22 protein-coding genes are annotated in these 18,115 nt (G+C 72.5%); 15 read left to right on the top strand and 7 right to left on the bottom strand.

Features of this window, described 5'->3' with window-relative positions:
• Nucleotides 1-48: 48 nt before the first annotated feature.
• Nucleotides 49-762: a hypothetical protein gene (locus IG63_RS0113470; protein WP_030484881.1), complete on the bottom strand. Its 714-nt coding sequence runs from the start codon at nucleotides 760-762 to the stop codon at nucleotides 49-51.
• 24 nt (nucleotides 763-786) lie between these two features.
• Here IG63_RS0113470 and IG63_RS0113460 point away from each other — a divergent pair, with 24 nt between their 5' ends.
• The 5 genes from IG63_RS0113460 to IG63_RS0113440 all read left to right on the top strand — a co-directional run bounded on the left by IG63_RS0113460 (nucleotide 787) and on the right by IG63_RS0113440 (nucleotide 6,881).
• Nucleotides 787-2,487 (top strand): glycoside hydrolase family 13 protein, encoded by a 1,701-nt coding sequence (locus IG63_RS0113460; protein ID WP_030484880.1) that lies wholly within the window; start codon nucleotides 787-789, stop codon nucleotides 2,485-2,487.
• Nucleotides 2,488-2,632: 145 nt separating this feature from the next.
• Nucleotides 2,633-3,868, top strand: a complete 1,236-nt coding sequence (locus IG63_RS0113455) for an ABC transporter substrate-binding protein (protein ID WP_211249324.1) — start codon at nucleotides 2,633-2,635, stop codon at nucleotides 3,866-3,868.
• Nucleotides 3,865-4,812: a carbohydrate ABC transporter permease gene (locus IG63_RS0113450; RefSeq protein WP_030484878.1), complete on the top strand. Its 948-nt coding sequence runs from the start codon at nucleotides 3,865-3,867 to the stop codon at nucleotides 4,810-4,812. Before IG63_RS0113455 ends, IG63_RS0113450 begins: the two co-directional genes overlap by 4 nt.
• Nucleotides 4,812-5,657, top strand: coding sequence for a carbohydrate ABC transporter permease (locus tag IG63_RS0113445; RefSeq protein WP_030484877.1), 846 nt, complete (start codon nucleotides 4,812-4,814; stop codon nucleotides 5,655-5,657). Before IG63_RS0113450 ends, IG63_RS0113445 begins: the two co-directional genes overlap by 1 nt.
• 30 nt (nucleotides 5,658-5,687) lie before the next feature.
• Nucleotides 5,688-6,881, top strand: a complete 1,194-nt coding sequence (locus IG63_RS0113440) for an ABC transporter ATP-binding protein (protein ID WP_030484876.1) — start codon at nucleotides 5,688-5,690, stop codon at nucleotides 6,879-6,881.
• 7 nt (nucleotides 6,882-6,888) lie between these two features.
• Here the strand turns inward: IG63_RS0113440 and IG63_RS0113435 are convergent, their stop codons facing one another.
• On the bottom strand, nucleotides 6,889-7,773 hold the full coding sequence (locus IG63_RS0113435) for a ParB N-terminal domain-containing protein (protein ID WP_030484875.1): 885 nt from the start codon (nucleotides 7,771-7,773) through the stop codon (nucleotides 6,889-6,891).
• Between the two features lie 21 nt (nucleotides 7,774-7,794).
• The gene (locus IG63_RS0113430; RefSeq protein WP_030484874.1) at nucleotides 7,795-8,436 is read right to left on the bottom strand and encodes a metallophosphoesterase family protein; all 642 of its coding nucleotides are present in this window, start codon (nucleotides 8,434-8,436) and stop codon (nucleotides 7,795-7,797) included.
• A gap of 17 nt (nucleotides 8,437-8,453) precedes the next feature.
• On the opposite strand from IG63_RS0113430, the gene IG63_RS0113425 reads away from it, so the two are divergent.
• The gene (locus IG63_RS0113425) at nucleotides 8,454-9,227 is read left to right on the top strand and encodes an enoyl-CoA hydratase-related protein (protein ID WP_030484873.1); all 774 of its coding nucleotides are present in this window, start codon (nucleotides 8,454-8,456) and stop codon (nucleotides 9,225-9,227) included.
• Nucleotides 9,228-9,233: 6 nt separating this feature from the next.
• Here the strand turns inward: IG63_RS0113425 and IG63_RS0113420 are convergent, their stop codons facing one another.
• Both IG63_RS0113420 and IG63_RS0113415 read right to left on the bottom strand, forming a co-directional pair.
• Nucleotides 9,234-9,788, bottom strand: coding sequence for an isochorismatase family protein (locus IG63_RS0113420; RefSeq protein WP_030484872.1), 555 nt, complete (start codon nucleotides 9,786-9,788; stop codon nucleotides 9,234-9,236).
• A 64-nt stretch (nucleotides 9,789-9,852) separates the two neighbouring features.
• The gene (locus IG63_RS0113415) at nucleotides 9,853-11,190 is read right to left on the bottom strand and encodes a nicotinate phosphoribosyltransferase (RefSeq protein ID WP_281174296.1); all 1,338 of its coding nucleotides are present in this window, start codon (nucleotides 11,188-11,190) and stop codon (nucleotides 9,853-9,855) included.
• 92 nt (nucleotides 11,191-11,282) lie between these two features.
• Between IG63_RS0113415 and clpS the strand changes: the two genes are divergently transcribed.
• The 9 genes from clpS to IG63_RS0113370 are packed head-to-tail and all read left to right on the top strand — an operon-like array spanning nucleotide 11,283 to nucleotide 16,270.
• Nucleotides 11,283-11,579, top strand: a complete 297-nt coding sequence (gene clpS, locus IG63_RS0113410; RefSeq protein WP_030484870.1) for an ATP-dependent Clp protease adapter ClpS — start codon at nucleotides 11,283-11,285, stop codon at nucleotides 11,577-11,579.
• A 19-nt stretch (nucleotides 11,580-11,598) separates the two neighbouring features.
• A complete protein-coding gene (locus tag IG63_RS0113405) occupies nucleotides 11,599-12,177 on the top strand; it encodes a DUF2017 domain-containing protein (RefSeq protein WP_030484869.1) in 579 nt (192 codons plus the stop codon).
• Between the two features lie 37 nt (nucleotides 12,178-12,214).
• Entirely contained in the window at nucleotides 12,215-12,640 is a 426-nt protein-coding gene (locus tag IG63_RS0113400; protein WP_030484868.1) for a M67 family metallopeptidase, read from the top strand.
• A gap of 2 nt (nucleotides 12,641-12,642) precedes the next feature.
• A complete protein-coding gene (locus IG63_RS0113395; RefSeq protein WP_030484867.1) occupies nucleotides 12,643-12,927 on the top strand; it encodes a MoaD/ThiS family protein in 285 nt (94 codons plus the stop codon).
• Between the two features lie 11 nt (nucleotides 12,928-12,938).
• Nucleotides 12,939-13,886, top strand: coding sequence for a PLP-dependent cysteine synthase family protein (locus IG63_RS0113390; RefSeq protein WP_030484866.1), 948 nt, complete (start codon nucleotides 12,939-12,941; stop codon nucleotides 13,884-13,886).
• A 19-nt stretch (nucleotides 13,887-13,905) separates the two neighbouring features.
• Nucleotides 13,906-14,265 carry a hypothetical protein gene (locus tag IG63_RS0113385; protein ID WP_051706772.1) on the top strand — a complete coding sequence of 120 codons (360 nt, stop codon included), beginning with the start codon at nucleotides 13,906-13,908 and terminating at the stop codon, nucleotides 14,263-14,265.
• Nucleotides 14,262-14,702 (top strand): hypothetical protein, encoded by a 441-nt coding sequence (locus IG63_RS0113380; protein ID WP_030484864.1) that lies wholly within the window; start codon nucleotides 14,262-14,264, stop codon nucleotides 14,700-14,702. The genes IG63_RS0113385 and IG63_RS0113380 overlap by 4 nt, the downstream gene beginning before the upstream one ends.
• On the top strand, nucleotides 14,695-15,504 hold the full coding sequence (gene murI / locus IG63_RS0113375) for a glutamate racemase (protein ID WP_030484863.1): 810 nt from the start codon (nucleotides 14,695-14,697) through the stop codon (nucleotides 15,502-15,504). The genes IG63_RS0113380 and murI overlap by 8 nt, the downstream gene beginning before the upstream one ends.
• A gap of 7 nt (nucleotides 15,505-15,511) precedes the next feature.
• Entirely contained in the window at nucleotides 15,512-16,270 is a 759-nt protein-coding gene (locus IG63_RS0113370; protein ID WP_030484862.1) for an MBL fold metallo-hydrolase, read from the top strand.
• 9 nt (nucleotides 16,271-16,279) lie between these two features.
• Here IG63_RS0113370 and IG63_RS0113365 read toward each other — a convergent pair whose 3' ends face one another.
• Together IG63_RS0113365 and IG63_RS22205 are read right to left on the bottom strand one after the other, a co-directional pair.
• A complete protein-coding gene (locus IG63_RS0113365) occupies nucleotides 16,280-16,951 on the bottom strand; it encodes a response regulator (RefSeq protein WP_036195537.1) in 672 nt (223 codons plus the stop codon).
• Nucleotides 16,939-18,111, bottom strand: coding sequence for a sensor histidine kinase (locus IG63_RS22205; RefSeq protein WP_030484860.1), 1,173 nt, complete (start codon nucleotides 18,109-18,111; stop codon nucleotides 16,939-16,941). Before IG63_RS22205 ends, IG63_RS0113365 begins: the two co-directional genes overlap by 13 nt.
• Between the last annotated feature and the right edge of the window lie 4 nt (nucleotides 18,112-18,115).

Below are 18,115 nucleotides of genomic sequence, written 5' to 3'. Positions count from 1 at the left end.
GCGGTCAGGCAGTGACCTCTCGGTGGTCAGGCAGTGACCTCTCGGTGGTCAGGCAGTGACCTCTGGGCGGTCAGGGAGTGACCTCTCGGCGGAGGGGAGGTCGGGGACGACGAGAGCGCGGCACCAGCGGCGGGTGCGGGCGGCGGCGTCGGGGTCGGTGGTGAGCCAGTCGGGTGCCGGCGCCGCGCCGTCCAGGACCGTGCGACAGGTCGTCAGCGCCGCGACGACGTCGTCGGGGGAGTCCGCCGTGACGACCATCGCCAGCTCGCGGTCGAGGGCGGCGTCGACCACGCCCGGGTCGGGCGGCCCGTCGAGCAGCAGGCCAACCTCGCGGAGGGCGAGCTCGTCGAGGGCGCCCAGCCAGGCCGGTGAGACGGGGCCCGGCGGGGGAGCGGCGTAGACCTCGACGTCGTCGTCGAGCTCCACCGAGTCGAGCACCGCGACGACGCGGCGGGCGTTGCGCGCGGGGGTCTCCTCGCCGCGCAGCCGCACCGAGACCCGGCGCAGGCTCACGCGCCCGGGGTTGCCCGTCGTCCAGCGCAGCGCGGCCTCGAGCGCGCCGGCGCCGCCGGTGATCGCGAGGTGCACGGGCAGGTCGTCGGTGCGCAGGTGCGTCAGCTCGCGCTCGGTGACGCAGAAGGCCCCGACCGCCTCGCCGCCGGGGCCGCGGCGTACGGCGTGGTGGGCCTGCAGCGCGGGGGCCAGCGCCCGGCCCGAGAGCACCGCGGCGTCGTCGAGGAGGCCGGCGGTCCAGGAGGTCACCGCCCGACACTAGCCTTGGGCCGCGTGAGCGAGCAGCAGAGCAGTCCCGGGTCCGAGTGGTGGCGCCACGCCGTGATCTACCAGGTCTACCCGCGGTCGTGGGCCGACGCCGACGGTGACGGCATGGGCGACCTCCCCGGCATCACCGCGCGGCTGCCGCACCTGGCCGAGCTGGGAGTCGACGCGCTGTGGCTCTCGCCCTTCTACACCTCGCCGCAGCACGACGCCGGCTACGACGTGGCCGACTACCGCGACGTCGACCCCCGCTTCGGCACGCTCGCCGACGCCGACGCGCTCCTCGCACGGGCGCACGAGCTCGGCCTGCGCGTGGTCGTCGACCTGGTGCCCAACCACTCCTCGAGCGACCACCCGTGGTTCCAGGCCGCGCTGGCCTCGCCCCCCGGCAGTCCCGAGCGGGCCCGCTACGTCTTCCGCGACGGCCGCGGGCCCGACGGGGAGGAGCCGCCCAACAACTGGCGCAGCAACTTCGGCGGCCCGGGGTGGACGCGGGTGACCGAGGCCGACGGCCGGCCCGGCCAGTGGTACCTCCACCTCTTCGACGTCACGCAGCCCGACTTCGACTGGACCAACCCCGAGGTCGGCGACGAGATGGAGTCGGTGATCCGCTTCTGGCTCGACCGCGGGGTCGACGGCTTCCGCATCGACGTCGCGCACGGCCTGGTCAAGGTCGAGGGCCTCCCCGACACGGAGGTCAACATCGTCGACCTCCCGCCGGGCGAGCAGGTCACGGTGACGACGTCGAGCATGCCGATGTGGGACCAGCCCGGGGTCCACGACATCTACCGCCGGTGGCGCCGCGTCACCGACTCCTACGGCATCCCCGGCGAGGACGCCGACCGGATGCTGTGCGCCGAGGCCTGGGTGGTCCCGTACGACGCCCTCGCGCTCTACGTCCGCCCCGACGAGCTCCACCAGGCCTTCAACTTCCCCTTCCTCGTCACCCCGTGGATCGCCTCGGCGCTGCGCGAGTCGGTCACCGAGTCGCTCGCGGTCGTCGCGCCGTACGACGCCCCCCAGACGTGGGTGCTCTCCAACCACGACGTCGTGCGCCACGCCACCCGGCTGGGCTACGAGCCGACCCCCGGTCCGACGCGCATGGACGCGGTGGGCCCCGACGACCCGCAGCCCGACGCCGCCGTCGGGCTGCGCCGTGCGCGGGCGGCGACCGCGCTGATGCTGGCGCTGCCGGGGTCGGCGTACCTCTACCAGGGCGAGGAGCTGGGCCTGCCCGAGGCGACTCAGCTGCCCGACGACGTGCTGCAGGACCCGACCTGGGTCCGCTCGGGCCACACCAGCCGGGGCCGCGACGGCTGCCGGGTGCCGGTGCCGTGGGAGGGCGACGCCCCGTCCTTCGGCTTCGGGCCGTCCGAGCGCAGCTGGCTGCCCCAGTCCGACGTCTACGGCGAGCTCGCCGTAGACCGTCAGCGCGGCGTCCCGGGCTCGACGCTCGAGCTCTACCGCGAGCTGCTGCGCGTCCGCCGCGAGCTCGGGCTCGGGATGCGCGAGCTGGTCTGGGTCGAGAGCGGCGTCGACGACGTGCTCGCCTTCGACAGCGTGGGCCGTGACGGCCCCGCGGTGCGCGTGGTGACCAACGTCGGGGGCGAGCCGTACCCGCTGCCCGAGGGGGAGGTGCTCGTCGCGTCCACCGAGCTCGACGGCGACCTGCTGCCGGCCGACGCGACGGCGTGGGTGCGTCACTCCTGACACTCTTGTGGTCCTCAACCCCGCGCGACTAGGGTCCGTCGTATCCCGCCTGTGAGCCAGATCACAGCCGGGGCTCGGGGAAGGGGAGCGGTCGATGACTCGACAGGCACGATCCCGACGATGGCTCGCGGCAGGCGGCAGCGCCGTGGTCGCCTGCACGGTGCTCTCAGCCTGTGGGGGCGGTGACTCCGGGGCGATCGACCTGAACTACTACGGCGACGCCTCCCAGCTGGGCATGGCCGAGATCATGCAGCGCTGCAGCGAGGAGTCCGACGGCCGTTACCGGATCATCGGCAACCTGCTGCCGAGCGACGCCGACGGCCAGCGCGACCAGCTCGTACGCCGCCTCGCCGCCGGCGACACCGGCATCGACGTGGTCGGTCCCGACGTGACCTGGACGGCCGAGTTCGCCGAGGCGGGCTGGCTGGAGCCGATCGAGGGCGAGGACGCCGAGCGCGCGACCGAGGGACTGCTGCAGCCCCCGATCGACACCGCGACCTGGAACGACACCCTCTACGCGATCCCGAAGAGCACCAACGTGCAGCTGCTCTGGTACCGCACCGACCTCGTCGACGAGCCTCCCACCACCTGGGAGGAGATGTTCGAGATGTCGCTGGACCTCAAGGAGCAGGGCGAGCCCTACGTCATCGGCTTCACCGGCGCGCAGTACGAGGGCTACGTGGTGGGCTTCAACACCGTGCTGGCCTCCTTCGGCGGCGAGATCGTCAACGAGGACAGCACCGAGGTCGAGATCGACGACAAGACCGTGCAGGCGCTGGAGCTGCTGCGCGAGCTCGGCACCAACGGCACGGCGTCCCGCTCGCTCTCCAACAGCCAGGAGCCCGAGGTCTTCGCCCAGATGCAGACCGGCGAGGCGGCCTTCATCCTCAACTGGCCCTACGTGTCGAGCGCCATGGCCGCCGCGGCCGAGACCGACGAGCAGAGCGCCGAGGTGCTCGACAACCTCGCCGCGACCAGCATCCCGCAGACCACCGAGGACCAGCCGGCCCGCGTCACCCTCGGTGGGCGCAACATCGGCGTCAGCTCGACCTCCGAGCACAAGGCCGAGGCCTTCGAGGCCGCGCTGTGCATGGCCTCCCCGGAGAGCCAGGTGACCCAGGCGATCGAGGCCGGTGACGTGCCGGTGACCGAGGCGCTCTTCGAGCGGCCGGAGATCCGCGAGGCCTTCCCGCAGTACGAGATCATCCTCGACTCGCTGCAGACGGCCTCCAACCGCCCGAAGTCGCCGGTCTACCAGAACATCTCGACGACCATCTCCAACGTCATCTCGCCGCCCTCGCAGATCGAGCCGGAGGAGACCGCGGAGCGGCTGCGCAGCGAGATCCAGGACGCCCTGGACGGAAAGGGGATCCTGCCGTGAGCGCGACCACCACCCAGCCGGGCCCGGGCAGGTCGGAGGCCGAGGACGAGGCCGCCCGGATCGCCCGACAGCGACACAACGAGGGCATCCGCGCCGAACGACGCTTCGGGCTGATGCTCTGCGCCCCCGCGGTCATCGTGATGGCGGCCGTGACGGCCTACCCCATCGCCTACGCGGTCTACCTGTCCTTCATGCGGGCCGACCTGCGCAACCCGAGCGACCGCGAGTTCGTCGGCCTCGACAACTACATCACCATCCTGTCGAGCCCCTACTGGTGGAACGCCTTCTTCGTGACCTCCTTCATCACCGTGGTCGGCGCGGCCCTGCAGCTGGTGCTCGGCATGGCGCTGGCCATCGTGATGCACCGCACGATCGTGGGTCGCGGCCTCGTGCGCACCTCCGCGCTCGTGCCCTACGCCATCGTCACCGTCGTCGCGGCCTTCTCCTGGCGCTTCGCCTGGAGCCAGGGCATCGGCTGGCTCGCCGGCCCCGACTCGGCCCCGCTGACCGAGCGATGGCCCTCGCTCTTCATCATCCTGCTCAGCGAGGTCTGGAAGACCATCCCCTTCATGGCGCTGCTGCTGATGGCGGGCCTCGCGCTGGTGCCCGAGGACCTGCTCAAGGCCGCGTCGATGGACGGCGCCAACGCCTGGCAGCGCTTCATCAAGGTCACCGTGCCGCTGATGAAGCCGGCGATCCTCGTCGCACTGCTCTTCCGCGTCATGGACTCCTTCCGGATCTTCGACAACATCTTCGTGCTCACCAGCGGCGCCAACGACACCTCGTCGGTCTCCGTGCTCGCCTACAACAACCTGATACGCGGGCTCAACCTGGGCATCGGGTCCGCGATGGCCGTGCTGATCTTCCTCACGATCGCGATCGTCGCCTTCGTGTTCATCAAGGGCTTCGGCACCGCCGCGCCCGGTGCGGACGGGGGTCGGTGATGGCGGCCACCAACACGCTCGAGACGCCGCGCCGCAAGCTCTACTGGGGCGCCGTCAACGCGGTCGTCCTGATCTACGCCTTCGTGCCGGTGATCTGGATCGTCTCGCTCTCGCTGAAGTCCGACGGCGAGCTCAACAACGGCCGCTACATGACTACCTCGCCGACCTTCGAGGCCTACCAGCAGATCTTCAGCAACGACGACTTCACCCGGGCGCTGATCAACTCGATCGGGATCTGCCTGATCTCGACCTTCCTGGCCCTGCTCATCGGCACGTCGGCGGCGTACGCCATCGCGCGGCTGCAGTTCCCGGGCAAGAAGGCGATCGTGGGGGCCTCGCTGCTGGTCGCGATGTTCCCCCAGATCGCGCTGGTGACCCCGCTCTTCAGCATCACCGTCGCCATCGGCATCTTCGACACCTGGCTCGGGCTGATCATCCCGTACATCACGTTCGCGCTGCCGCTGGCGATCTACACGCTCTCCGCCTTCTTCCGGGAGATCCCGTGGGAGCTGGAGAAGGCCGCCAAGATGGACGGCGCCACGCCCTACCAGGCCTTCCGCAAGGTGATCGCGCCGCTGGCGATGCCGGGGGTCTTCACCACGGCGATCCTGGTCTTCATCAACTGCTGGAACGACTTCCTCTTCGCGCTCTCGCTGACGACCTCGACCGACGCCCGCACGGTCCCGGCGGCGCTGTCGTACTTCCAGGGCGCCACGACCTTCGAGAAGCCGACCCAGGCCATCGCGGCGGCCGCGGTCATCATCACCATCCCGATCGTCATCTTCGTGCTGTTCTTCCAGCGGCGGATCGTCGCCGGTCTGACGTCCGGAGCCGTCAAGGGCTGAGGCCCTCGACCCCTACCCAAGGAGCGAACCGTGGCAGAGATCGTCCTGGACCACGTGGTCAAGCGCTATCCCGACGGCGCGCTCGCCGTCGACGACTTCAACCTCGAGATCGCCGACGGCGAGTTCATCATCCTGGTCGGTCCGTCGGGCTGCGGGAAGTCGACCACCCTCAACATGGTGGCCGGCCTGGAGGACATCACCCAGGGTGAGCTGCGCATCGACGGCAAGGTCGTCAACGACAAGGCGCCAAAGGACCGCGACATCGCCATGGTCTTCCAGTCCTACGCGCTCTACCCCCACATGACCGTGGGGGAGAACATGGCCTTCCCGCTCGTGCTCGCCGGCGTCGACAAGAGCACCATCAACGAGAAGGTGGGGGAGGCGGCGGAGATGCTCGAGCTCACCCACCACCTCGACCGCAAGCCCGCCAACCTCTCCGGGGGCCAGCGGCAGCGCGTCGCGATGGGCCGCGCGATCGTGCGCAGCCCGAAGGCCTTCCTCATGGACGAGCCGCTCTCCAACCTCGACGCCAAGCTGCGGGTGCAGATGCGCACGCAGGTCTCGCGGATCCAGAAGTCGCTGGGCACCACCACCCTCTACGTCACCCACGACCAGGTGGAGGCGATGACACTGGGCGACCGCGTCGTGGTGATGCGCGGCGGCATCGTGCAGCAGGTGGGGTCGCCCACCGAGCTCTACGAGCGTCCGCGCAACCTCTTCGTGGCCGGCTTCATCGGCAGCCCGTCGATGAACTTCCTGCCGGCCCAGGTCGAGGGTGACTCGCTGCAGACCGGGCTCGGCTCGCTGCGCATGCCCGACCGCATCCGACAGGCGGTCGACCAGAGCTCCTCGCGCGAGGTCATCGTCGGCATCCGGCCCGAGCACTTCGAGGACAACGCGCTGGTCGGCGACAAGGCAGGCTCCACCGTCGAGGTCACCGTCGACCTGGTCGAGTCGATGGGCTCCGACGTCTTCGCCTACTTCACGGTGCGGGGCGACGCCGCCACCTCGGGCGACCTCGCCGACCTCGCCGCCGACGCGGGCCAGGACATGCACGGCGAGGGCACCCAGGTCAACGCCCGCCTCGACCCCGCCTCGCGGGTCTCGGCCGGTGGCCAGTCGACGTTGTGGGTCGACACCGCGAAGATCCACGTCTTCGACGCGGAGTCGGGCCAGAACCTCACCCTGGAGGCGCACGAGCCGACCCCGGCCGCCACCGCCTGACCCGGGGTCAGGCGCGCACGGAGCCGCCGGGGGAGGCGCGCCGCCGGCGTGCCTGCTGGTCGCGGATCACCTCCAGCACGTCCATGTTCCAGTCGTGCTCGCGGATGAGCCGGTAGCGCTCGCCCGCGACCCGGATGTAGGCATCGGCGCCGGTCTCGTCGGGTCCACGGACGCCGGCGCGGTCGATCATCTCCAGCACCGGGGTGTACTCCTCGTCGAACCACCGCCGGGCCATCGTCTCCTTGTCGAAGTAGGCGCCCTCGGCGTGCATCAGCCGGCACGCCCACGCCTCGACCATCTCGGCCAGCCGGTGGTAGTCGGTCGGGTCGGTGCAGCTGATCGCGGCGCGGCGGTGCCCGGTGAGGGGGACCCGCTTGAGGAAGCGCAGCCCCCAGTTCTTGGCGTCGAGGTCACGGCGCCCACCGATCCCCTCGGTGTCGATGACGGTGTCGATCTCGGTGACGTCGGCCTCGATCTCGCGCTGCCCCATCGCCCGGGCCACGGAGACGCGGTGGTGCCCGTCGCTGACGAAGTAGAGGTTGCCGAGCTTGTAGACCTGGATCGGCGGCAGCGCGTGGCCCTCGCGGGCGAGCCGGGAGACCCGCTCCCAGCGCTGCCGGCTCCGGTCGGAGGTCGGGCGGAAGCGCCGGTCGAAGTCGCGCACCTTGTCGACCGAGCCGACGATCTGGTCGAGCGGGATCAGCCGGACGCCGAGCCGGCGCTCGCCCCGGCGTCCGAGTGCCTGCACGGCCTCGGTGAAGGAGAGGCTCTCACGCGCCGCCTGCGGGTCGGCCCGCAGCCAGCCGGCCAGCTGCGAGAGCGTCTGGTGACGCCTCGCGCGCAGGAAGTCGCTCTCCGCGTCCTGGCGGGGCGATCCGGTGTCTCGAGCCATGCCACCCATTGTCTCCCGCTCTCAGGCCGGGCGTGCCGCCTTGACGGCGGATCGCGGGGTGATGTCCAGCACGCGCCACGGGATCACGTTGCGGATCGTCGTGGGCCCGACCTGGCGGTCGGGCATCTGCATCCCGTAGGGGTGGATGTGGCCGTGCAGGTGCCAGGTCGGCTGCAGCCGGTCGAGCACGCGGTGGAGCGCCTCGATACCCTCGTGGGGCTTGTCGTCGCCGTCGCCGAGACCCTTGGGTGGGGCGTGGGTGAGCAGCACGTCGATCGGGCCGCCACGGCGGGCGCGCCGCAGCAGCCGGGCGGCGCGGCCGGCGTACTGGCGCTGGGAGTACTGGTGCGGCCCGGGGCGGTAGCGCACGCAGCCGCCCAGCCCCGCGATGCGAAGCCCCGCGGCGTCGACCACCTGCTGGTCGGCGTGCAGCACCCCGAGCGGGCGGGTGCCGTGGAAGAGGTCGGAGGGGTCCTCGCGGATCTCGGGGTCGTGGTTGCCGGGCACGTAGACCATCGGGCAGTTGACGGTGCTGGCCACCCACTCGACGTAGTCCCACGGCAGGTCACCGGCCGACAGCACGAGCTGGGGGGCGAGGTCGCGCAGCACCGTGGAGGTCAGGTTGGACGCGACCTCGTCGGCGATGACGAGCGTGGTGACCATCACGTCAGACTAGTGCCATGACCGACTCGGTGCAGGTGCGCCAGGAGGGGGCCGCGCTGTGGCTGACCCTCGACGAGCCGGAGCGCTACAACGCGCTCACCAGCGACATGACGGCGGTGCTGCTGCGGGAGCTGCGCGCCGTGGCGACGCGCGACGACGTCCGCGTGGTGGTGCTGACCGGCCGGGGGCCGGCCTTCTGCGCGGGCGCCGACCTCGGCGGCCCCGACCCGCAGGACCGGTACGACGGCGGCTCGGTCGACGCGGCCAACGCTCTGGTGCGTGCCGTGCTCGAGCTGGACCGGCCGGTGGTGTGCGGCCTGGGGGGCGTGGCGGCCGGGGTGGGGATGTCCCTCGCGCTGGCCTGCGACCTGGTGGTGGCCACGGCCTCCGCCTCGCTGACGCTCGCCTTCTCGCGGATCGGCCTGATGCCCGACGGGGGCGCCTCCGCCCTGCTCGCCGCCTCTGTCGGGCGGGCGCGCGCGATGCGGCTGGCGCTGACCTCGGACCGGGTGGGCGCCGAGGAGGCCCTCGCCATGGGGCTGGTCACCCACCTGCTCCCCGACGAGGAGTACGCCGCCGGGCTGGAGACGCTGGTCGACCGCCTGGCGGCCGCCGCCCCCCTGGCCGTGGCCGCGACCAAGAAGGCCGTCAACGCCGCCACCCTCGCGGAGCTGGAGGGCGCCTTCGCGCGGGAGCGGTCGGGCCAGGCCGTGCTGCTGCGCACCGTCGACGCCGCCGAGGGCATGGCGGCCTTCGCCGAGCGACGTCCGCCGCGCTTCGAGGGCCGCTGAGCCGGCTCAGGCCAGCCGGGCGCCGGCCTCCCGCATCGCCGCGAGCGCGTTCTCGGTCGACTCGGGTGCGACGCCGGCGCAGAGGTCGAGCAGCACCGTGGTGGTGAAGCCCTCGGCGACGGCGTCGAGCACCGTGGCGCGCACGCAGTGGTCGGTGGCGATGCCGACGACGTCGACGGCGTCGACGCCGCGCTCGCGCAGCCACCCCGCGAGGGACGCGTCGTCGGGGGAGCGGCCCTCGAATCCGGAGTACGCCGCCTCGTGCCGTCCCTTGCGGAAGACCTCGTCGAAGCGGGCGGGGTCGAGCTCCGCACGGAAGTCCTCGCCGGGTGTGCCGACCTCGCAGTGCACCGGCCAGGAGTCGACGTAGTCGGGCTCGATCGACCAGTGGTCGCCCGGGTCGACGTGGTGGTCCTTGGTGGCCACGACCGCGTCGTACCCGTGGTCGCCGGCGAGCAGCGCGGCGACCTTCCCGGCCACGGCGATCCCCCCGGTGACGGGCAGCGAGCCGCCCTCGCAGAAGTCGTTCTGCACGTCGACGACGATCAGTCCGCGGGTCATGGGGCGAGGGTAGTCGCGGCCACGGTCGCCCACGTCGACCGGGGAAACCGGCGCGGGCCGCCGGCTAGGCGTCGCCCACCAGCAGCGTCTCGATCACCGGCTCGCCCTTGGAGAGCTGCCTGGCGATGGGCGGGAGCTCCTCGCGCACCCGCAGGTGCCGGTCGCGCGCGACGTCGAGCGGCTCGCGCCAGACCGGCTGGCCGTCGCGCACCAGCGGCTCGAGCAGGGCGCGCGCGTCCTGCTGGTCGTGGTCGGGCCGGCCCACGCCGACCACCTCGGCGTTCGCCCGCCCGTCGGGGCCCAGGCGGCGCAGGGCGTACTTGCGGCCACCGATCGAGACCTTGCCCGAGCTGCGCTTGGCGACCGACTCCAGGCGGCCCTCGTCGTCCTCGCGGGCGACGAGCTTGTAGACGAAGCCGCTGGTCGGGGCGCCGCTGCCGGTGACCAGCTCGGTGCCGACGCCGTAGCCGTCGACCGGTGCCGAGGCCAGACCGGCGATGGCGAACTCGTCGAGGTCGGAGGTCACGATGATGCGGGTGTCGACCGCGCCGAGGTCGTCGAGCTGCGAGCGCACCTCGTGGGCGAGCATGCCGAGGTCGCCGGAGTCGAGCCGCACGGCGCCCAGCCCCGGGCCCGCGAGCTCGACCGCGCGGCGTACGGCGCCCGCCACGTCGTAGGTGTCCACGAGCAGGGTGGTGCTCGCGCCGAGCGAGCTCAGCTGGGCACGGAAGGCGTCCTCCTCGGTGTCGTGCAGCAGCGTGAAGGAGTGGGCGCTGGTGCCGGTCGAGGGGACGCCGTAGAGCCGCCGCGCCATCAGGTTGGAGGTGGCGGTGAAGCCGCCGACGTACGCCGCCCGGGCGCTGGCCACGGCCGACCACTCGTGGGTGCGGCGGGAGCCCATCTCGATGCAGGGCCGGCGTCCGGCGGCCCAGGTCATGCGCGAGGCGGCCGAGGCGATGGCGGAGTCGTGGTTGTAGATCGAGAGCAGCACGGTCTCCAGCAGGACGGCCTCGGCGAAGCTCGCCTCGACCACGAGCACCGGCGAGAAGGGGAAGTAGACCTCGCCCTCGCGGTAGCCCCAGACGTGCCCGGAGAAGCGGTAGTCGGCCAGCCAGGCCAGGGTGCGGGCGTCGACGATGCGCTGCTCCTCCAGGAAGGCCAGCTCGGCGTCGTCGAAGCGGAAGCGCTCGATCGCGTCGAGGGCGCGACCGACGCCGGCGACCACGCCGTAGCGGCGTCCCTCGGGCAGCCGGCGGGGGAAGAGCTCGAAGTAGGAGCGCCGGTGCGCGGCGCCCGACGCCAGCGACGCCTGCAGCATGGTGAGCTCGTAGTGGTCGGTCAGCAGCGCCGTGGAGGCGGGCTCCGGCGACGGCGCGGGCACGGCGCCCGGGGCAGTGGTCACCGGGTCAATCTAGGGCGTGGCGCGCTCCGGCAGCGGGGCGCCGGCCCACCCGGCGCGCCCGCCGGGTCGGCGGCCCTGTGCACAATGGGGCCGTGTCCACCTCACCGGTCGAACTGGACGAGCCCGAGGTCGCCGACCTCGCGCAGACCGCGACGCCGTGGGTGACGATCGTGTGGAACGACCCGGTCAACCTGATGTCCTACGTGACCTTCGTCTTCCAGACCTACTTCGGCTACTCCAAGCGCAAGGCGGAGAAGCTGATGATGGAGGTGCACGAGGACGGCCGGTCGGTGGTCTCCACCGGCTCCCGCGAGGAGATGGAGCGCGACGTGCAGGCGATGCACGAGTTCGGTCTGTGGGCCACGCTGCAGAGGTCCGACCAGCCGTGAGCGACCCGAGGAGCCACCGATGAGCGCCGGCTTCCGCAGGCACCGCAGGAGCGGCGCGGCGCTCGCGACCTTCACCGTCTTCGAGGCCGACCTGCTGCGCTCGCTGGCCGCCCAGCTCATCGAGCTGCTCCGCCACGAGGAGGCGGCGCCGAGCGATGCCGACCCCCTGGAGCAGATGCTCGACTTCAGCGGACCCACGACCGCGCCCGACGACCCGGTGCTCGCCCGGCTCTTCCCCACGGCGTACGCCGAGGACGACGAGGCGGCCGCCGACTTCCGCCGCTTCACCGAGGCGGCGCTGCGCGACGGCAAGGCGGCCGGGGCGGCCGCGGTGATCGAGGCCCTCGAGGAGGCCGGACTCACCGCCGAGCCCGAGGACGGCGTCTTCATCGACGTCGAGCTCGACGCCGCCGCGACGATGACCTGGCTGCGGACCTTCACCGACATGCGGCTGGCGATCGCGACCCGGCTGGGCATCGAGGACGGCGACGAGGAGCGCTGGGCCGAGCTCGACGACGACGACCCGCGCGCGCAGGTGCACGACATCTACGACTGGCTGGGCTTCCTGCAGGAGACCCTCGTCCGCAGTGCGGCCTGACGCCGAGCTCCGCACGCCCTCCCCCTAGGCTTGAGCAGTGCTCACGCTGACCACCGAGATCCGTGACCGGATCGTCGCCCACGCCAAGCGGGACCACCCCGACGAGGCCTGCGGCATCGTCGCGGGTCCCGAGGGCAGCGACCGGCCCGAGCGGCTGGTCGAGATGGTCAACGCGGCGGGGTCGCCGACCTTCTACGAGTTCGACTCCACCGAGCTGCTGGCGCTGTACAAGCAGATGTGGAGCAACGACGAGGAGCCGGTGGTGGTCTACCACTCGCACACCGCGACGGAGGCCTACCCCAGCCGCACCGACATCGGCCTGGCCAGCGAGCCGGGCGCCCACTACGTGCTGGTGAGCACACGTGAGCACGGGAATAGCGAGGGACCTGTGGAGTTCAGGTCGTATCGCATCATCGACGGCGAGGTGACCGAGGAAGAGGTCACGCTCGTGGAGAGGTACTGAGCATGTCCATCGACGTCCGCATCCCCACCATCCTGCGCACCTACACCGGCGGCGCCAAGGAGGTGCAGGGCAGCGGGGGCACCCTCGCCGACCTGATCGACGACCTGGAGGCGAACCACCCCGGCCTGAAGGACCGTCTCGTGGAGGCGAAGAACGGCAGCGACGACCTGCGCCGCTTCGTCAACCTCTACGTCAACGACGAGGACGTCCGCTTCACCGGCGGCCTCGGCACCGAGCTCTCCGACGGCGACCAGGTCGTGGTGCTGCCGGCGGTCGCGGGCGGCTGAGCCGCGCCCCCATGCGCTTCGACAACCTGCTCGACTCCGTCGGCGGCACCCCCCTGGTGGGGCTGCCGCGGCTCTCGCCGTCCCCCGACGTGCGGCTGTGGGCCAAGCTGGAGGACCGCAACCCCACCGGCTCCATCAAGGACCGGCCGGCGCTGCGGATGATCGAGCAGGCGGAGAAGGACGGCACGCTGCGCCCGGGCTGCACCATCCTCGAGCCCACCTCCGGCAACACCGGCATCTCGCTGGCGATGGCGGCCAAGCTCAAGGGCTACCGCATCGTGTGCGTGATGCCGGAGAACACCTCCGAGGAGCGCCGCCTGCTGCTGCGCATGTGGGGGGCCGAGATCGTCTCCTCGCCCGCCGCGGGCGGCTCCAACGAGGCCGTGCGCGTCGCCAAGCTCGTCGCCCAGGAGCACCCCGACTGGGTGATGCTCTACCAGTACGGCAACGACGCCAACGCCCTCGCGCACGAGGAGGGCACCGGGCCCGAGCTGCTGGCCGACCTCCCCGAGATCACCCACTTCGTCGCCGGGCTCGGCACCACCGGCACCCTGATGGGCACCAGCCGCTTCTTCCGGGCCCACAAGCCCGAGGTCCGGATCGTCGCGGCCGAGCCGCGCTACGGCGAGCTGGTCTACGGCCTGCGCAACCTCGACGAGGGCTTCGTGCCCGAGCTGTACGACGAGTCGCTGATCGACTCCCGCTTCTCGGTCGGGCCGCGCGACGCCGTACGCCGCACCCGCGAGCTGCTCGAGCAGGAGGGCATCTTCGCCGGCATCTCGACCGGCGCCATCCTGCACGCCGCCCTGGGCCAGGCGGCCAAGGCGGTCAAGGCGGGGGAGCGCGCCGACATCGCCTTCGTGGTCTGCGACGGCGGCTGGAAGTACCTCTCCACCGGCGCCTACGAGGGCACCGTCGACGAGGCCGAGGAGCAGCTCGAGGGCCAGCTGTGGGCCTGAGCGCGAGCCCGGGGCGCTCATGGACCTGCTGATGGTCGGCGTCGCCGCGCTGTGCGGCGTCGCCGCCGTCGGCCTGGTCGTGGAGATGGTCCGCAACCGGCAGCCCGGTGGCCTGCTGCTCGACTTCCTCGGCCTGGTCGCCGCGAGCGTGCTCGTCGTCACGGTCTGGGGCGTGGTGCGGCTCTTCGGCGACCGCGGCGACGTCCCGGTCTGGGAGTACCTGGGCTACCTGCTGCTCGTCCCCTTCTGCATCCCGGCGGGCATCGTCTGGTCGCACGGCGAGAGGTCGCGCGGCGGCACGGCCGCGCTGCTGGTCGCCGTGCTGGTCGTGCCCTTCCTGCTGCTGCGGCTGCACGACATCTGGGCGGCCGGCACGTGAGCGGCGCGCCGCGCTCGCCCGAGCTGCGCACCGGCTGGGGTCGCACCCTGGTCTTCGTCTACGGCGTCTTCGCCGTCGCCGCGACCGCGCGGTCGTCCTACCAGCTGCTCACCAAGGCCTCCGAGGCACCGCTGGCCTACGGCCTCTCCGCGCTGGCCGCGGTCGTCTACGTGGTCGCGACCTACGCCCTGGCCACCGGACGCCGGCGGCTCGCGTGGACGGCCGTGGGCGTCGAGCTCGTCGGGGTGCTCGTGGTCGGTGCCGTGACGCTGCTCGACCGCGCCGACTTCCCCGACGCCACGGTCTGGTCCGGCTTCGGCGCGGGCTACGGCTACGTGCCGCTGCTGCTGCCGCTCGCGGGCACGTGGTGGCTGTGGCACTCCTCTCGTTCCCCCCGCAGCGGCGCGTCGGCGACTAGCGTGTCCTCTCGTGAGTGACGCGCCGATCGGGATCTTCGACTCCGGCTTCGGGGGCCTGACCGTCGCCCGGGCGGTGATGGACCAGCTGCCCCACGAGTCGGTGGTCTACCTCGGCGACACCGCGCGGCAGCCCTACGGGCCCAAGCAGATCGGCGAGGTCCGCGAGTACGCCCTGGAGTGCCTCGACCACCTGGTCCTGCAGGGGGTCAAGGCCCTGGTCATCGCCTGCAACTCCGCCAGCGCGGCGGTGCTGCGCGACGCCCGCGAGCGCTACGACGTGCCGGTCGTCGAGGTGATCCTCCCGGCCGCCCGGCGTGCGGTGGCCGCGACGCGGTCGGGCGAGGTCGGCGTGATCTGCACCCGGGCGACCGCCCAGTCGCTGGCCTACGCCGACGCGCTCGCCGCGGTGCCCGGCGTGACGCTGCACACCCAGGTCTGCCCTCGCTTCGTCGACCTCGTCGAGCAGGGCGTGACCAGCGGCCCCGAGCTGCTGGCCGTCGCGCACGAGTACCTCGACCCGCTGGTCGCGGCCGGCGTCGACACCCTGATCCTCGGGTGCACCCACTACCCGCTGCTGACCGGTGTCATCTCCTTCGTGATGGGGGAGCAGGTGACGCTCGTGAGCAGCGCCGAGGAGTGCGCCAAGGACGTCTACCGCACCCTGATCGAGCACGGCCTGGAGCGCCCCGACGACGCCACGGCTGCCCACGTCTTCGTGACCACCGGCCAGCCCGACGAGTTCGCCACCGTCGGCCAGCGCTTCCTCGGCCCCGAGCTGCAGCAGGCCACGCAGTTCGCCGGCGCGTGGGCCTCGGCGTGAGGGTGCCATGAGACTGACCGTCGTCGGCAGCTCCGGCTCCTACCCCGGACCCGGGTCCTCCGCCAGCTGCTACCTCCTCGAGGCCGACCACGCGGGCCGCACCTGGCGGATCCTGCTCGACCTCGGCAGCGGGGCGCTCGGCACGCTGCAGTCGCTGACCGACGCCAAGGGGATCGACGGGGTCTTCCTCTCGCACCTGCACGCCGACCACTGCCTCGACCTCTGCGGCTACTACGTGATGCGCAAGTACCACCCCGACGGCGCGCTGCCGCGGATCCCGGTCTGGGGTCCGGCCGACACCGCGGGGCGGATGGCCCGGGCCTACGACCTCGACCCCGACCCGGGCATGACCGAGGAGTTCGACTTCCGCCCCTACGGCACCACCGCGATCACCTTCGGTCCCTTCTCGGTGATCGCGCGGCGCGTCGTGCACCCCGTCACGGCGTACGCCCTGCGGGTCACCGCCGACGGCCGCTCGGTCGCCTACTCCGGTGACACCGGCGTCTGCCACGGGCTCGACGACACCGCCCGCGACGCTGACCTCTTCCTGTGCGAGGCGTCCTTCCTCGAGGGCGCTCCCAACCCTCCCGACCTGCACCTGACCGGGGCCGAGGCCGGTCGCACCGCCGCCGGCGCGGGGGCCCGCCGGCTCGTGCTCACCCACATCCCGCCCTGGCACGACCCGGCCACGGTGCTGGCCGAGGCGCGGGGCGAGTACGCCGGCGACATCGCCCTCGCCGCCCCGGGGCAGGTCTACGACCTCTAGCCCGGCTCCTCAGGAGTCGGGGGCGGCCGCGAGCACGGCGATGGCGATCTGCACGCGGTTGTCGACCCGCAGCTTGGTGAAGAGTCGCGAGATGTGGGTCTTCACGGTCGGCACGCTCAGGTGCAGCTCGCGGGCGATGTCGGAGTTGGAGAGGCCCCGGGCGATGGCCTCCGCGACCTCCCGCTCCCGGTCGGTCAGCGCGGCGAGCCGGTCGCGGGCGGCCTCGGCCTCGGCGTCGGGACCGGCGGCGCCGAGCTGCTGGACCTGGGCGATCAGCTGGCGGGTGACGCTGGGCGAGAGGATCGGCTCCCCGCGCGCCACCCGGCGCACCGCGTCGACGATCAGGTCGGGGGCGGTGTCCTTGAGCAGGAAGCCGGCGGCGCCCGCCGCCAGGGCGCGCACGACGTGCTCGTCGGCGTCGAAGGTGGTCAGCACCAGCACGGCCGGCGGCTCGGCCGGGGCGAGCAGCCGCTCGGTGGCCTCGAGCCCGTTGAGCCGGGGCATCCGGATGTCCATCAGCACGACGTCGGGCCGCTCGCGGGCCACGACCTCGAGCGCCTCCTCGCCGTCGGCGGCCTGCGCCACGACCTGGAGGTCGCGTGCGCCGCCGAGGATGAGTGCCAGGCCGGAGCGCACCAGCGGGTCGTCGTCGACCAGCACCACGCGGGTCACTCCGGCCACGGCAGGGTCACCTCCAGCACGAACTGTCCGCCCTCGACGGCCGAGCGCAGCGTGCCGCCGCTCAGCTCGGCCCGCTCGGTGAGCCCGACGATGCCGAAGCCCGCGCCCGTCGTGGGGTGCCCCCACGCCGGCAGCGGGTTGGCCACCGACACCTCGAGACCGGCGCCGGGGGCGCCGCCGAGGCTCACCGTGGCGTGCGCGGCGGGGGCGTGCTTGCGCACGTTGGTCAGGCCCTCCTGCACCACGCGGTACGCCGTCCGGGCGACGCCGGGGGGCACGGTGGCTCCGGGGGGCAGGTCCTGCACCAGGTGCACCCGGGCCCCACCGGCGTCGGCCTCGGCCACCAGCGTCTCGACGTCGGCGAGCGTCGGCGGTGGCTGGTCGGGCGCGAGCTCGCCCTCGTCGCCCCGCAGCACGCCGAGCACCGAGCGCAGCTCGCTCATCGCCAGCTGCGCGTTGTCGAGGATCACCTGGGCGCTCTGCGAGACCTGCTCGCGCTCGAGGTCCTCGCGGAAGCTCAGGGCGCCGGCATGCATCGTCACCAGCGAGATCCGGTGGCCGAGCACGTCGTGCATCTCGCGCGCGATGCGCTGCCGCTCCGTGGCGCGGGCCTGCTCCACGCGCAGCGCCTGCTCGGACTCGGCCCGCTCGACGCGGTCGCGCAGCGACCACAGCAGCTCACGGCGGGAGCCGGCGTACATGCCGGCCATGAGGAAGGCCGTGACGATGACGACGTTGAAGCTCAGCGTGAGCCACCAGGGGTCGGTGCCGGCGCCGGGGCTGGTGGCCGCCCAGAGCTGCGCCGAGACCACCGACAGCACGCCGATGCCGACGACCTCGGCCCACCGCCTCCGGGTGGCCAGCGAGACCACGGCGAGGATGCCGGGGCCCGCCGAGGCGGCGGAGGCGATGCCGACGAGCGTCAGGCCGACGGCCACCGCCCGCGGGAAGCGTCGTCGCCACCCGACGACGACGAAGGAGACGACACCCAGCAGCAGGTCGACCGCCAGGATCGCCTCGCTGCCGTCGGGGGCCTCGGAGACGGTGATGCCGAAGGCCGTCGCCGAGACCGCGAGCATGAGCAGGTAGCGCCAGGTGTGGCCCCAGACGCTCAGCCGCGGCTGCCACGGAGCGTCGGCAGGAGCACGGTCGTCGGGCACGCCC

The organism is Nocardioides aequoreus (genome assembly GCF_000720335.1).
GTDB lineage: Bacteria > Actinomycetota > Actinomycetes > Propionibacteriales > Nocardioidaceae > Marmoricola > Marmoricola aequoreus.
The sequence above is the reverse complement of the archived record's forward strand: the minus strand, read 5'-3'. Positions and strand labels throughout refer to the sequence as shown.

Coding starts and splice junctions, on each gene's coding strand:
- IG63_RS0113445 (WP_030484877.1), top strand. CDS start 4,812: ATGGCGGCCACCAACACGCTCGAGACGCCGCGCCGCAAGCTCTACTGG.
- IG63_RS0113435 (WP_030484875.1), bottom strand. CDS start 7,773: ATGGCTCGAGACACCGGATCGCCCCGCCAGGACGCGGAGAGCGACTTC.
- IG63_RS0113430 (WP_030484874.1), bottom strand. CDS start 8,436: ATGGTCACCACGCTCGTCATCGCCGACGAGGTCGCGTCCAACCTGACC.
- IG63_RS0113425 (WP_030484873.1), top strand. CDS start 8,454: ATGACCGACTCGGTGCAGGTGCGCCAGGAGGGGGCCGCGCTGTGGCTG.
- IG63_RS0113420 (WP_030484872.1), bottom strand. CDS start 9,788: ATGACCCGCGGACTGATCGTCGTCGACGTGCAGAACGACTTCTGCGAG.
- IG63_RS0113405 (WP_030484869.1), top strand. CDS start 11,599: ATGAGCGCCGGCTTCCGCAGGCACCGCAGGAGCGGCGCGGCGCTCGCG.
- IG63_RS0113395 (WP_030484867.1), top strand. CDS start 12,643: ATGTCCATCGACGTCCGCATCCCCACCATCCTGCGCACCTACACCGGC.
- IG63_RS0113390 (WP_030484866.1), top strand. CDS start 12,939: ATGCGCTTCGACAACCTGCTCGACTCCGTCGGCGGCACCCCCCTGGTG.
- IG63_RS0113385 (WP_051706772.1), top strand. CDS start 13,906: ATGGACCTGCTGATGGTCGGCGTCGCCGCGCTGTGCGGCGTCGCCGCC.
- IG63_RS0113370 (WP_030484862.1), top strand. CDS start 15,512: ATGAGACTGACCGTCGTCGGCAGCTCCGGCTCCTACCCCGGACCCGGG.